This is a genomic window from Gillisella vitis (genome assembly GCF_021559775.1).
Classification (GTDB): Bacteria; Pseudomonadota; Alphaproteobacteria; order Rhizobiales; family Rhizobiaceae; genus Allorhizobium; species Allorhizobium ampelinum.
In genome coordinates this window covers 12,400-25,353 of the sequence record NZ_CP056048.1, presented here as the reverse complement: position 1 = coordinate 25,353, position 12,954 = coordinate 12,400, and the positions used below count along the sequence as shown (strand labels likewise).

Sequence of the window (12,954 nt, the reverse complement as noted above, 5' to 3'; positions counted from 1 at the left end):
CGAGCATCCTCGCCTTGATTAGAAGGGCGTCAGGCCGAAGCAACTACCACTTCGGCTTCCTTCAGCTTGCGCTTTTCCGCATATTTCTGGGCAATCACCGCGCAAGCCATCAGCTGGATCTGATGAAACAGCATCAGCGGCATGACGATGGCGCCAATGCTTTGCCCGGCAAAAATCGCGCTGGCCATCGGCACGCCGGAGGCCAGGCTTTTCTTTGAGCCACAAAAGGTGATGGCAATTTCATCCTCCTTGGAAAAACCGAGCAACCGGCTACCAAAGGTGGTGATGATTAGCGCCAATGCCAGCAAGACGATATCGACCACCACGACCGCGCCGATATCGGCCAGCGAGAAATGCTTCCAGATCCCCTCGATGACCGCCTCGCTGAAGGCGGCATAAACCACCATCAGGATCGAGCCGCGATCAATTGGCGACAGCAAGGATTTGCGCGCCCTGACCCAATTGCCGATAAAGGGTTGCAGCAACTGCCCCACAATGAACGGAAGCAGCAATTGCACGAAGATTTGCAAGACCGCATCGAGCGAAATCCCCCCATGGCCACCGGCCGATAGCAGAAGCCCGCAGAGCAGGGGGGTGAGGATCATCCCGAAAATATTAGAGGCCGAGGCTGAACAGATCGCCGCTGGCACATTGCCGCCTGCCATGGAGGTAAAGGCAATCGACGATTGGACGGTCGATGGCAGGACACAGATATAAAGAATGCCAAGATAAAGCGAGGACGGCAGGAAGCCCTGCACGAAAAACCCCAGCCCGAGGCCGAGCAAAGGAAAGATCACGAATGTCACGGCCAGGATCGACAGATGCAGTCGCCAATGCAGCATCCCGGCAATCACAACATCGCGCGACAGGCGGGCGCCATGCAGAAAAAACAGCGCCGCAATCGCAACTTTCGTTGCCCAGCCGAAATAAACGGCCGGCTGCCCGCTGATCGGCAAGACCGAAGCTAGAGCCACTGTACACACAAGCATCAGGGTGAATTTATCGGGTAAAAACCGCGTCATAATCGCCGCTCGTCCATTCTTCACTGACAATGCGAGGGCAATGGCGCCTCTTGGCATTTGTCATATGTCAACTATTTCACGCCTTAGGGAGTAGGCCATTCATATCCACGATGCAAACCCCACTGGTGCACACCTGCAATCACTTTTCAGCGTTTCAAACAAATCCGGTCATACATCCGGCTCGTTTTCTGAAGGCGTATCAAAGGGATCAAAGGCTTGAACTATTCGCAAACACAATACCTCACCCAGGTTCAACGCAGCGTGACAGCCCCAAGAGGAACAAATGCCGTGAAGTGATGTTGATAGCAGCAACGCATAATTGCCGCATAGAAAGCGCAACAAGCAAAAAGTCCAGAACCATCACCCGGACAGGAGTCTCATGAGGCAAGGGAAAACGTCATGCAATGCGCCGGACCGGAAACTCTAGAAAGCGGGAACACATTGCCGTGACCACACAGGCTTTTGCAGATACGGACTGGCTGACCCAATGGCAACAGCATGGCACAACGGGCGAAGAAGCAATTGCCAGGTTTCTCCAACTGCCTGCCCTTGAAGTCGATGACATGATCGGCATGTGGGTCGGGCAGGAGTTAGCGACAAATCATCCTATAGATGGCCTGATGCCGCCTTTCGGTTGGCACGGCAAGAATTTTGTCTCCGCCGACGAAGGTCATCCGCTTATCATGCGCGACCGTTTCGGTTTCTATCCGTTAAACCCGTTCTTCATTCCACTGCGGCTTTTGCTGGCATCACCTAGACTGTTCAACAACGTCGTGGGAAGGGTGGCAGTCCGTAACCTAGGGCGGTTTTTTGCCTCGGGCCGGCCAAAAGCAAGACTAAGGCCCGTCGCACTGGGCGGCACTGTCAGTGCAGCGATGATCTATGACGAAAAGCCGATCATTGACCATTTTCGCCGTATCGATGACCGCCGCTGTCTCGGACTGATGGAGCATCGTGATTTCGACAGGCCATTCTTCTTTTTGCTGACCCGCGAGTGACGCACATACCTTTGCGCGCACAAGCCCTCAGTCGGCCCCTCAGTCGGCGTTGACAGATGTCAACCTGTCAACTTTTGGCCAACCGCCATCATGCGATGATCAGTTGTCGTTATTTCCCGTCCCACCAATCGTGCTGGACGTTGCCATTGACACTGGATCACTGGCAGGAAAGGTATCTTCCAGCGCATCGTTGAGATCACGGTCGCTTTCATCCAACCGAGCTTGATCGGCGTGGCGTGTGCCCCCTTCAACAACCTCTTTCGTGCTGATTTCCTCCAGCAGCGACCTGGCTGCTTCCGGCGCATTTTCGCGTGTCAGAGACCGTCCTTCGCTTTGTTTCAGTTGTACGGAGACCACATCTCCACTGTCGGAAACAAACTCGACATTGTATCCAGACCGTCCGCCCTTTTCAGGATGCACCAAGGTGCCAATCAATTCCATTGTCTTCTCCTTTGTCCCACTGTCTTCTCTTCGTGTGTGACGCTCGGATCGAAAACAGACGGGCAAGGGTTATTGTTCCTGAAAAAGCGATAATTCCTTGTCTGCCAAGGGCGTTGATGGACCGCATCTCTATGCCCTTCTGCCTATCCGTAAGTCAGCGATGAAAATTTCACTAAATGACCGCCGTTCGCGGAACAGAAACGGCCGATTTCACGTTAGAGGGGTGGTCAATGGGAGATAAACGATGAAGCCGTCCGACAAAGAGTGGATCGAAAAGCGAGCCTATAGCCTTTGGGAAGAAGAGGGCAAGCCACACGGCAAGGACGATGCCCATTGGCAACAGGCCCATCGCGAATTTTACGAACTTTCGCAATCTGCGCAAAAGGCCAAGGAAGGCGCGCTCAAGCGCGCGAGCCAGGCCGCCAAAACGCAAACTGCTAAGGCTCCAACGACCAAGGCTCAGGCCGCCAAGACCAGACAAAGCCCAGAAGCTGAGATGGCCGATGCGCCCCAAGATCCAAAGCCTGCCGCAGCGACGAAACGCAAGCGAAAGATAATCTGATGGCACCTGTTTTTTCAGACCGGCAGGACATGGCGACCGCTGCGGCTGGAATCCGCTGCCTTCCGCAACGCATGCAGAAAGGCAATGTCATCGATCAGAGTCTGCGATCGCTCTCCGTCACCTCGGAAATTTTTCCACTCGTTAAAACTGGCGGTCTCGGCGATGTCACGGGCGCTCTTCCAAAGGCGCTCGCCAATTTTGGTGTAGCCACCCGGACGTTGATTCCAGGCTATAGCAATGTCCGCAGATTGATCCGGGACCAACCGCCGCTATTGGTTTTCGAAGACCTTCTTGGCGAATCCGCCGCGCTCTATGCCGCAAGCATTCATGGTCTCGACCTTTTCATACTCGATGCCCCACAATTGTTCGACCGGCCGGGTGGCCCTTATGTGGACGAGAACGGCCTTGACCATGCCGACAATTGGAAGCGATTTGCGGTCCTGTCTCTGGCCGCCGCCGAAATTGCCGCTGGCAGCCTGCCGGGCTGGGTTCCCGATGTCGTTCACACTCATGACTGGCAAACCGCTCTGACCTCCGTCTATTTGCGGCACATGGATTGCACGACGCCTGTGGTCTTGACCATTCACAATCTGGCCTTCCAGGGCCAGTTCAATGCTGCCCTGCTGCCCTCCATCGGACTGCCGCCAACCGTGATGTCGACGGATTGCATGGAATATTATGGTGATATCAGCTACCTGAAGGGTGGTCTGATGACGTCGAGCATGATCACCGCCGTCAGCCCGACTTATGCCCGTGAAATCCTTTCGCCACGCTTTGGCATGGGGCTTGAAGGCGTTCTCAAGCAGCGCAAGGACAAGCTGCGAGGCATCGTCAACGGGATCGATCCGGAAATCTGGAACCCGGCCACCGATCCGCATCTGTTCTCCCGCTTTGATCAGAAAACCATCGGACTCAAACGGTTGAACAAGGTGGACTTACAAAACCAGTTCGGCCTGGACAATGATGATGGTCCACTGTTTGCCGCCATTACCCGTATTACCTGGCAAAAAGGCATGGATATGCTGGCGGAAGCCGCCAGCGAGATCATCGATGGCGGCGGTAAGCTGATCGTGCTGGGGCAGGGGGATCGCGCGCTGGAACAGGCGCTGATCGAGACTGCACAGCGCTTTCCGGGCCGTATGGCCGTCAAGATCGGCTATGACGAGGAAACCGCCCATCGCATTCACGGTGGTGCCGATTCCATCATTCAGCCATCGCGCTTCGAACCCTGCGGCCTAACCCAGCTTTATGCCCTGCGCTACGGCTGCGTGCCGGTGGTGTCACGCACTGGTGGGCTGGCGGAAACCATTATCGATGCCAATGACGCAGCAATGTCTGCCAAGGCAGCGACCGGTTTCCAGTTCGACCAGATCACCACCGACGGCCTGCGCCACGCGCTTCGCCGGGCGTTGGACGCCTATGCCGTACCCCGCCATTGGCGGCGGTTGCAGCTTCAGGCCATGCGGGCGCATTACAGCTGGGAGCGCAGCGCCGAACAATATGCCGCTCTTTATAATGCGGTCACCCATCGCCGTACTCCGGCGCGGACCAAGCCGGCTCGGAGCCTGCATTCATGACGGACGCAACGCCGGAAACCATGCGGGGGCGTATCAACGCCCACCGCGAATTGCTGATTTCACTCCTGACAGCAAGCCTGCAAGGACCTGAGGCCTTCAAGGATTTGATCCGTAGTCTCGAAAAGGAGAGCCAGCTTAGCGACGGCCAGGAAGATCCTGGCGCTGTTCCAAACCGGGCGCTTTCAGAAGCGGTTGCCAAGGCGCGCGAAACCCGCGACATTCTCCAGGCAGCCAAGGCCCGTGCGGCAGACACACGCACAGAACCGCTATCCTGAAGCAGAAAAACGGCGCTGCAAGTTTCCATCACATAATCACATTTCCTGGGAGAGCAACTGCATAAAAGCTTGCCGCTCTGAGCGCCAAGCTTTTATGGTTGGCGGGTGTTTATTGTCAAAGGTGCCCCATGACCGTTTCCCCCAATACATCCGCCGCGCTTTGGTCGATTGTCGATACCAAGACGCCTGACTTTATCGCCTTGAGCGACCGGATCTGGGGCATGCCGGAAACCTGCTATATGGAAGAATCGTCCGTTGCCGAGCATGTCGCCATGCTGAAGGCGGAGGGATTTCGCGTCAGCGAAAAATTGGCCGGAATCCCAACAGCCGTGATGGGCGAAGCAGGGGAGGGCGGTCCCATCATAGCGTTTCTCGGCGAATATGATGCTCTGTCCGGGCTCAGCCAGGAAGCGGGCGTCGCTGAACATAAGCCGATTGCCGCAGGCGGCAACGGCCATGGCTGCGGCCACAACCTACTCGGCTCCGCGGCTCTCCTGGCCGCCGCTTCCCTGAAAGACTGGCTGAAAGAAAAAGGCTTGCCCGGACGTGTGCGCTATTATGGTTGCCCGGCCGAAGAGGGTGGAGCCGCCAAGGCCTTCATGGTCAGGGCAGGGGCCTTTGAAGGCGTCGATATCGCCATCAGTTGGCATCCAAACTCCTTCGCGGGCGTGCAGCGCACCACCTCGCTTGCCAATTCCCGTGTCGATTTCACTTTCAGGGGGAGGGCGGCCCATGCCGGATCAAACCCCGATCTGGGTCGTAGCGCTCTCGATGCGGTGGAACTGATGAGTGTCGGCGTCAATTATATGCGCGAACATATGCCATCCGATTGCCGCGTACACGCCGCTATTCTCGATGCGGGCGGTATTTCACCCAATGTCGTCCAGGCCTATGCCAAGGTTCGCTATCTGATCCGTGCCCCTGAACTACAAGGCATGAAGACCCTCGTGGAACGGGTGAAGAAAATTGGCGAGGGTGCGGCAATGATGACCGAAACCCGGCTGGAAACACAGGTAATCAGCGCCGTTTCCAACGTGCTGACCAATGGTCCGCTAATGGCGGCCATGCAGGAGGCTTGGGAAGAACTCGGCCCACCGCCTTTCGATGCGGCGGACCGGGCTTTCGCCGAAACAATCCGCGCCGTCTTGACGCCGGAAGAAAAGTCCGCGCCCTGGCGTTTTGAAGGCCTGCCGGAGCGCGATATCCCACTTGCCGATTTCATTTTGCCCGCCCATGACCGCACGCCGCTGCTGACCGGGTCAACCGATGTCGGCGATGTCAGTTGGGTGGTGCCGACCGTGCAGGCCGATGGGCCGACCTGCGCCATCGGCACACCGTTCCACACCTGGCAATTGGTGACGCAGGGGAAAAGTCCGCTGGCTCACAAGGGCATGGTGGCTGCGGCAAAGGTCATGGCCGCCACGGGCCGCGCCGCCTTCGAAAGCGAACAGTTACGCGAAGCGGCCCTTGCCGATCTCGTCGCCCGTCGCAAGGGCCAGCCCTATCAAAGCCCCTTGCCCGCCGACGCCGAACCGCCAATCGTTGAAATGGGTGGCCGTAAGTAAGAAGGCATATCCAAGGTTACTTTCAACGGTCTGCGTCCTTAACACGTAAAGCTTGTCCAGATTTGTTCGGCTTGGCACCAAGCCAACCGAACAAATCCACGCTCTTTAGCTTGACCCATTTTACGTAACGTTATAACAAAACTATATTATCGATATAGTTTGAAAACGGACTTGTGCGGAACCGCAACCCATGTCAGTGATAAATCCAAATGGTGCTGTGGCCTTGCAAAGAAGGCTGCGGCTGAAAAGGGAATACGGTGAGGCTTACCCAAAAGGGACCGAAACCGTGGCTGCCCCCGCAACTGTGAGCGGCGAGTGGGCCTGCACGATGCCACTGGCGACAAGCCGGGAAGGCGCAGGCCAACAGCGACCCGCAAGCCAGGAGACCTGCCATTTAGATGTTCAACCGCAACGGACGGGGTGTTCCGATGGCAGCGATAAGACTTCAGGTCCGCCGAGAGGCGTGGCCATCCGTACCTTGTTCAGACGATCCGGCCCGAGGCGCGGCACGCCTGATGTCCGGTCAACCGATGCAGGCTCATGCATGAGCTGTGACGGTCATGGTGCCTCGCTTGAGGTGAGGGGGCTCAGCTATGGGCCAACTGGCGCGCGATCCCTGATAAAAAACGTGGATTTTACCCTCGCCGCCGGTGAGCGTCTGGCCATTATCGGCCCGAATGGCGCTGGCAAGACATCGCTGCTGCGCTGCCTTTATCGTGCCGTGCGCCCCAGTGAGGGCAGGGTGCTACTGGACGGGCAGGATGTATGGACAATCGATCCGCGGACGGTCGCCCGCCGGATCGCCGTCGTAGTCCAGGAAATGCCGGCAGATTTCCCTTTTACCGTCGAAGATATCGTCATGATGGGCCGAATTCCCTGGCAGAAAAGCGCCTGGAAAAGGTCGCAGAGCACCGGAGACGACAAAGCCAGAGCGCTGCATGCCATGGATCACCTCCATGTCACCGATCTGGCGCGACGTGATTTTGCAACTTTGTCAGGCGGCGAAAAGCAACGCGTTCTCGTCGCCAGGGCGCTGGCGCAAGATCCGCAATTGCTCATTCTGGATGAGCCATCCAACCATCTCGATATTCGTAACCAGTTGGAAATTCTCGATCTGCTGCGCGGTCTCGGCATTACCATCGTCACCACGCTGCATGACATCAATCTTGCCGCAGGCTTTGCCACAAGAGCAATCATTCTGAAGGACGGGCAGATGATTGCCGAGGGCTGTCCGCGCGATGTCCTGACCGCTGAGCATCTGTCCGCGGCCTTCACCGTTCAAACTCATGTCCACAGCCTGGATGGCGGCGCCACCCGCAATTTTTCCTTCGCGCTCAGTGCCTGATCCGCAACCCATTGGACCATACATGAAAAACGCTCTTCTCATTTTCACACTCTCAACCTTTCTTGCCGCAGTCAGCCTCACCGCAGCCACAGCAGAACCCGTTACCGTCAAGAGCTGTAACCGTCAGGTTACCTTTGATACAGCCCCGCAACGCGCCGTCTCCAATGACGTCAACCTGACCGAAATGATGCTGGCGCTGAAATTGCAGGATCATATGGTCGGCTATACCGGGGTTTCCGGCTGGAAGACACTGGACGAAAAGCTGCGCGAGGGTGTCAGCCAACTGCCGGAACTGTCGCCGAAATATCCGAGCAAGGAAGTCCTGCTCAATGCCAATGCGGATTTCTATTTCGCCGGCTGGAACTATGGCATGAAGGTCGGAGGCGAGGTGACACCGGACACCCTCAGCCCATTGGGCATCAAGGTCTATGAACTGACGGAAAGCTGCATTCACATCATGGCCAAGGCCAAGCCAACGATGGACGATATGTTCATCGACCTCATCAACTTGGGCCGGATATTCCGGGTCGAAGACAGGGCAGAGGCATTGGTTGCAGGCTATCGCCAGCAATTGGCAAAAATCCAGGCCAAAATCAGTCCAACAGACAAGGCTGCAACCGTTTTTGTCTATGATTCCGGTGAACAGAAGCCGTTCACATCCGGTCGCTTCGGTATTCCCACCGCAATGATCGAGGCCGCTGGCGGCGTCAATATCATGGATGACGTGCAGAAAAGCTGGACGGAAGTGTCCTGGGAACCGGTGATCGAGCGGAATCCGCAGGTGATCATCATCGTCAACTATGGCGAAGTGACCGCTCAACAGAAGATCGATTACATGAAGCATAACCCGGCCTTCCAGAATATCGACGCCGTGAAAAATGATCGTTTCGTTGTGCTTGACTATGTCGAGGCAACTCCGGGACCGCGTAATATCGATGCCATCGCCCGGCTGGCCCAAGCCTTTCATCCGCAAAGTCTGTAAGTCTTGACTTTCATTAAACGCTTATCTGTGCCGATCCTGCTGGTTCTGACGATCATCGTCGTCGTAAGCGCCGGTATTTCACTGGGTGCGGCTCCCATTCCTGTTGCCACCGTCTGGAAGATCCTCGCCAATCACCTGGTCCCGGGCAGTTTTACGGTGGATTGGCCAGCGGGGCGAGTGAGCATCGTCTGGGATGTTCGATTTCCACGCGTGCTACTCGGTGGACTTGTCGGGGCTGGGTTGGCGCTAACCGGGGCGGTCCTGCAACCAGCGACCCGAAATCCACTCGCCGATCCGCATCTGCTCGGCGTCTCCTCCGGCGCCGCCTTTGGTGCAATCCTCGCTTTGCTGCATACCGGCATGGTCTTCGGACTGCTGACCGTGCCGCTTTTCGCATTTGGCGGGGCACTACTGGCCACCGCCACGGTGGGACTGGTGGCGGGATTGACCCGCAGCCTTCAGGCTGACCGGCTGGTGCTGTCGGGCGTGATTGTTGGATTTTTCTTTACCGGGCTCGGCAACCTCCTGGTCTTTCTCGGAGATCCCCGCGCCACCCAAACCGTAACCTTCTGGATGCTCGGTGGGCTTGGCCTTGCCCAATGGCAGCACCTGATTTACCCCGCCGCTGTGCTTGCCGCCGGACTTTGTTATCTCCTACCCAATGCGCGTTTGCTGAATGCCTTGGCGATGGGCGATGAGACGGCGGCAACCCTGGGCGTGCCTGTCGCCCGGTTTCGCATGATGTTATTTGTGATCTCTGCACTCATCACCGGGACAATGGTCGCATTTTCAGGTGCCATCGGCTTTGTCGGCCTGATGGTTCCCCATATGGTGCGCGCACTGGCGGGATCAGACAATGTCCGTGTCCTGCCGCTCTCGGCGCTGACGGGCGCATTGGTGCTGATCCTCGCCGATCTCGTGGCAAGACTGGCCGTTGCACCGGAGGACATGCCGATTGGCATCGTCACAGGTCTTGCCGGATGCCTTGCCTTTCTCTGGATCATGCGCAAGACGCGTTCTGGTGCTTAGAAGCGCAGACTAAGCGGAAAGTGCCTTGGACAATTGGTGTATATGCGCCGCGCCAATGCCGCAACAACCGCCAATCATCGTTGCACCCGCGTCAGCCCAATCGCAGGCAAAGCGGCAATAGGCATCATCAGTCAGGTCAGCGCGGGTCTCATGCAGTCCCTCATTTGCTGCGGCCTCACCCTGCTCACCTTCAAAAGCATTGGCATAGACACCAATGTCCAGGGAAACACCTTTTTGCCTGAATGTCGCTGCCGCCACATCCACCGCCGCCTTCATCACTTCCGGCTTGCTGCAATTAAACAACAGCGCCGATGCGCCAGAGTCCGCCGCCCAAAGCGCGGCATCCTGGACCAATTCGCCGGAGCGAAGCTTCGGTGAGCCGCCAATATCCTGTCCCGCTTCATCAGCAAGCGTAAAAGAAATCCAGAAGGGCTTGCCTGTTGCGGCAACCGCTTTTTGAACGGCTTCGCCTTCGGCAATCAGACTGAGCGTTTCACCAAGCCACACATCGACGAAGGGCGCAAGGTTGGCAACCAGCACATCCAGATAGGCATCAACCGTCGATGGATCGAAATTCTGCGGCTCATAGGAACCGAAGATCGGTGGCAAAGACCCGGCTACAAGCACCTTTCGACCTGAAGCATCCGCCGCCTGCCGCGCCAACTCACCCGACAGAGCAATCAGCGATGGGCCTTCACTCTGGAAACGCTCTTCGCCGATGTGAAACGGCACCAATGCATAAGAGTTGGTCGTCACAACATCGGCACCCGCCGCAATGAATTCCGCATGCACCTGGCGAACGATTTCAGGAGCATTGATCAGGGCCAGCGCCGACCATTCCGGCTGCTTCAACTCCGCACCGAGCCGAAGAAGTTCACGGCTCATGCCGCCATCGAGAATACGAACCTTTGTCATACATATAGTCCTGTTGGTTATCGCCGGATTGGAACCTGCGTCTCGACCACCCGGAAGCAACGGGCAATAATCGCAGTGAGGGCGAGATAGAAGAGGGTAACGACGATCAGCGGCTCATAGACAAGCAGCGTATCCTGTCGCACCTTGTAGGCGACCGCATAGAGATCCATGACCGTCACGGTGAAGGCGAGGGGAGTGGCCTTCAGCTGCATGACCACTTCCCCGGCGATGGTGGGAAGGGCGATGCGGATGGCACGCGGCAGCCAGACCCGCCGAATGAGTGTGAAGCGACCCATGCCGAAAGCACGGCCCGCCTCAAGTTCGCCCTTAGGCACGGCTAGCAAGGCTCCGCGCAAAACTTCGGCCTCATAGGCCGCGTAATTGAGCGTGAAACTGACCGCCGCAAAGAAAAATCCTTCCCGCAACAGCGGCCAGATCAAACTTTGACGAATGCCGGGGATCATCGGCAGCAATGATCCGACGCCGTAATAAAGCAACCAGAGCTGGATCAATAGCGGCGTGCCACGAAAAAACGTCGAATAGCCGCGCGCAAGGACCCGCGTCACCGGTCCACCGCTGACCTGAGCGAAAGCGAGGCCAATGGCCAATACAAATCCGAGAACGACAGAAATCACCAGCAATGCGAGGGTTTGCCATGCTCCGGTCAGCAGCAACGGCCAGTAATTGCCTATCCAGGAGAAATCCATCACATCTCCTAGGACAGCAGCGGCTGACCGCGCCGCACCCGGCGCTCGATCAGCTTGAAGAACAGGTTGGAAACAAGAGTGATGGCGAGGTAGAGCAGGGCGGCAGCCAGGAAAAACAGGAAATAATGCTTGGTGCTCGCCCCCGCCAGCCGGGTCGCCAGCGCCAGTTCCTGATAGCCGACGACGGCAACCAGCGCGCTATCCTTGGTGACAGCCATCCACAAATTGGCAAGGCCGGGCAGGGCGTTGGGCAGCAGCGCTGGCAAGGTGACCCTGTGAAACCGCAGGAACGGCGACATGCCGAAGGCTTTTGCCGCCTCACTTTGACCAATCGGGATAGCCAGGATAGCCCCCCTGAGCACTTCGGTCATGTAAGCACCCTGGACGACACCGAGAACCGCAATCGCGGCAATCAACCCATTGACCTCGACCACTGGCATGCCGAATGCCTGCAATAGTCGGTTAAGCCCATCGGTGCCTGCATAATAAAGACCGACAATCAGGATCAGTTCCGGCACTGCGCGCACCGCTGTCGTATAGACATCGAGCAATCCGAGCAGCAGGCGGTTGCCAGACAGCTTGCCCAAAGCGCCGCCAATCCCAATCACCAACCCTATTAGAAAAGCACCTGCCGAAATGGCAAGCGTCGCCCCGGCACCCCATAGCAGCGTTCCTCCCCATCCAGGTGGATAGGGCGAAAGCAGATCGAATATGCCGGGAGACACTGCCATTTACGTAAGTTACCGTTTACTTACCATAGATGTTGAAATCGAAATATTTCTTGGTGATCTCATCATATTTACCGCTGGCCCGAACAGCGGCCAGTGCCGCATTCAGCTTTGCCTTCAAAGCGGTATCGTCCTTGCGCAAACCACCACCCACGCCTGAACCAAGCACGGCGGCATCAGCGGCGACATCGCCCATATTGGCGCAGCAATCCTTGCCAGCATCACTCTTGACGAAAGTGTCGAGCACGATGGAATCGCCGAAGACATAATCGATCCGTCCTGCTGCCAAGTCCTGAAACGCTTCATCAAGCGTTTGATAGGTCTTTTCCGAGGCCACCTTGGCAAAATACTTTTTATAATATTCGGACTGAATGGTCGACACCTGGATGCCGATAGTCTTGCCCTTGACATCATCAGCGCTGGCGCCCGGCTTCATGTCCTTCGCGCCGATCAGCCGGCTGGGGGTATTGTAATATTTGTCGGTGAAATCGATCACCTTCTTACGCTCGTCGGTAATCGACATGGAAGACCAGATAACGTCAAACTTCTTGGCGCCCAATGCCGGGATCAACCCATCCCAGGATAGTTCGACGATAGAGCATTTCTCTTTCATCTCAGCGCAAACAGCATCCATCAGGTCGATTTCCCAACCCTGCCACTTGCCGCCCGCATCCTTGGCGAAGAAGGGCGGATAGGATTCGTTCATAACACCAAAGCGCACATCGGCTTGCGCCGAAAAAGCGGAAAAGGCGAAGGCAGCGCCTGCCAACAGCAGCGGGAAGAATTTCATAAAAGGCTTTCTCCTGGT

At 56.9% G+C, this 12,954-nt stretch carries 14 protein-coding genes and 1 riboswitch; of the genes, 8 read left to right on the top strand and 6 right to left on the bottom strand.

The features are described from left to right. Positions 1 to 29: 29 nt before the first annotated feature. Positions 30 to 1,022 carry a bile acid:sodium symporter family protein gene (locus AVCG78_RS17420; RefSeq protein WP_012653469.1) on the bottom strand — a complete coding sequence of 331 codons (993 nt, stop codon included), beginning with the start codon at positions 1,020 to 1,022 and terminating at the stop codon, positions 30 to 32. A gap of 446 nt (positions 1,023 to 1,468) precedes the next feature. On the opposite strand from AVCG78_RS17420, the gene AVCG78_RS17415 reads away from it, so the two are divergent. After that, a complete protein-coding gene (locus AVCG78_RS17415) occupies positions 1,469 to 2,020 on the top strand; it encodes a DUF4334 domain-containing protein (RefSeq protein WP_158212731.1) in 552 nt (183 codons plus the stop codon). Positions 2,021 to 2,119: 99 nt separating this feature from the next. Here AVCG78_RS17415 and AVCG78_RS17410 read toward each other — a convergent pair whose 3' ends face one another. Further along, on the bottom strand, positions 2,120 to 2,461 hold the full coding sequence (locus tag AVCG78_RS17410) for a hypothetical protein (protein WP_071207031.1): 342 nt from the start codon (positions 2,459 to 2,461) through the stop codon (positions 2,120 to 2,122). 244 nt (positions 2,462 to 2,705) lie between these two features. On the opposite strand from AVCG78_RS17410, the gene AVCG78_RS17405 reads away from it, so the two are divergent. The 7 genes from AVCG78_RS17405 (at position 2,706) to AVCG78_RS17375 (ending at position 9,796) form a co-directional block, all read left to right on the top strand. Next, entirely contained in the window at positions 2,706 to 3,023 is a 318-nt protein-coding gene (locus tag AVCG78_RS17405) for a DUF2934 domain-containing protein (RefSeq protein WP_071207032.1), read from the top strand. A 101-nt stretch (positions 3,024 to 3,124) separates the two neighbouring features. Further along, complete coding sequence (glgA, locus tag AVCG78_RS17400; RefSeq protein ID WP_071207302.1) at positions 3,125 to 4,600, top strand: glycogen synthase GlgA; 1,476 nt, start codon at positions 3,125 to 3,127, stop codon at positions 4,598 to 4,600. Then, a complete protein-coding gene (locus tag AVCG78_RS17395) occupies positions 4,597 to 4,875 on the top strand; it encodes a hypothetical protein (protein ID WP_071207033.1) in 279 nt (92 codons plus the stop codon). Before glgA ends, AVCG78_RS17395 begins: the two co-directional genes overlap by 4 nt. 128 nt (positions 4,876 to 5,003) lie before the next feature. Further along, positions 5,004 to 6,440: an amidohydrolase gene (locus tag AVCG78_RS17390; RefSeq protein WP_071207034.1), complete on the top strand. Its 1,437-nt coding sequence runs from the start codon at positions 5,004 to 5,006 to the stop codon at positions 6,438 to 6,440. A gap of 193 nt (positions 6,441 to 6,633) precedes the next feature. After that, a riboswitch (cobalamin riboswitch) is annotated at positions 6,634 to 6,849 on the top strand. Positions 6,850 to 7,068: 219 nt separating this feature from the next. Further along, positions 7,069 to 7,785, top strand: a complete 717-nt coding sequence (locus AVCG78_RS17385) for an ABC transporter ATP-binding protein (RefSeq protein ID WP_234665010.1) — start codon at positions 7,069 to 7,071, stop codon at positions 7,783 to 7,785. Between the two features lie 22 nt (positions 7,786 to 7,807). Further along, positions 7,808 to 8,767 carry an ABC transporter substrate-binding protein gene (locus AVCG78_RS17380; protein ID WP_071207036.1) on the top strand — a complete coding sequence of 320 codons (960 nt, stop codon included), beginning with the start codon at positions 7,808 to 7,810 and terminating at the stop codon, positions 8,765 to 8,767. A 3-nt stretch (positions 8,768 to 8,770) separates the two neighbouring features. Further along, a complete protein-coding gene (locus AVCG78_RS17375) occupies positions 8,771 to 9,796 on the top strand; it encodes a FecCD family ABC transporter permease (RefSeq protein WP_071584518.1) in 1,026 nt (341 codons plus the stop codon). Positions 9,797 to 9,805: 9 nt separating this feature from the next. On the opposite strand, the gene AVCG78_RS17370 is transcribed toward AVCG78_RS17375, so the two are convergent. Genes AVCG78_RS17370 through AVCG78_RS17355 form a run of 4 tightly spaced genes read right to left on the bottom strand, consistent with a single transcriptional unit; the run spans position 9,806 to position 12,936 of the window. Next, positions 9,806 to 10,711: a homocysteine S-methyltransferase family protein gene (locus AVCG78_RS17370; protein WP_071207038.1), complete on the bottom strand. Its 906-nt coding sequence runs from the start codon at positions 10,709 to 10,711 to the stop codon at positions 9,806 to 9,808. 17 nt (positions 10,712 to 10,728) lie between these two features. Further along, on the bottom strand, positions 10,729 to 11,418 hold the full coding sequence (locus AVCG78_RS17365) for an ABC transporter permease (protein ID WP_071207039.1): 690 nt from the start codon (positions 11,416 to 11,418) through the stop codon (positions 10,729 to 10,731). An 8-nt stretch (positions 11,419 to 11,426) separates the two neighbouring features. Beyond that, complete coding sequence (locus AVCG78_RS17360) at positions 11,427 to 12,149, bottom strand: ABC transporter permease (protein ID WP_071207040.1); 723 nt, start codon at positions 12,147 to 12,149, stop codon at positions 11,427 to 11,429. A gap of 16 nt (positions 12,150 to 12,165) precedes the next feature. After that, a complete protein-coding gene (locus AVCG78_RS17355; protein WP_071207041.1) occupies positions 12,166 to 12,936 on the bottom strand; it encodes a transporter substrate-binding domain-containing protein in 771 nt (256 codons plus the stop codon). Positions 12,937 to 12,954 lie beyond the last annotated feature (18 nt).

Bases quoted from the DNA above. Each gene is read 5' to 3' on its own strand.
- AVCG78_RS17420 (WP_012653469.1), bottom strand. From the start codon at position 1,022: ATGACGCGGTTTTTACCCGATAAATTCACCCTGATGCTTGTGTGTACA.
- AVCG78_RS17410 (WP_071207031.1), bottom strand. From the start codon at position 2,461: ATGGAATTGATTGGCACCTTGGTGCATCCTGAAAAGGGCGGACGGTCT.
- AVCG78_RS17405 (WP_071207032.1), top strand. From the start codon at position 2,706: ATGAAGCCGTCCGACAAAGAGTGGATCGAAAAGCGAGCCTATAGCCTT.
- AVCG78_RS17395 (WP_071207033.1), top strand. From the start codon at position 4,597: ATGACGGACGCAACGCCGGAAACCATGCGGGGGCGTATCAACGCCCAC.
- AVCG78_RS17390 (WP_071207034.1), top strand. From the start codon at position 5,004: ATGACCGTTTCCCCCAATACATCCGCCGCGCTTTGGTCGATTGTCGAT.
- AVCG78_RS17380 (WP_071207036.1), top strand. From the start codon at position 7,808: ATGAAAAACGCTCTTCTCATTTTCACACTCTCAACCTTTCTTGCCGCA.
- AVCG78_RS17370 (WP_071207038.1), bottom strand. From the start codon at position 10,711: ATGACAAAGGTTCGTATTCTCGATGGCGGCATGAGCCGTGAACTTCTT.
- AVCG78_RS17365 (WP_071207039.1), bottom strand. From the start codon at position 11,418: ATGGATTTCTCCTGGATAGGCAATTACTGGCCGTTGCTGCTGACCGGA.
- AVCG78_RS17360 (WP_071207040.1), bottom strand. From the start codon at position 12,149: ATGGCAGTGTCTCCCGGCATATTCGATCTGCTTTCGCCCTATCCACCT.
- AVCG78_RS17355 (WP_071207041.1), bottom strand. From the start codon at position 12,936: ATGAAATTCTTCCCGCTGCTGTTGGCAGGCGCTGCCTTCGCCTTTTCC.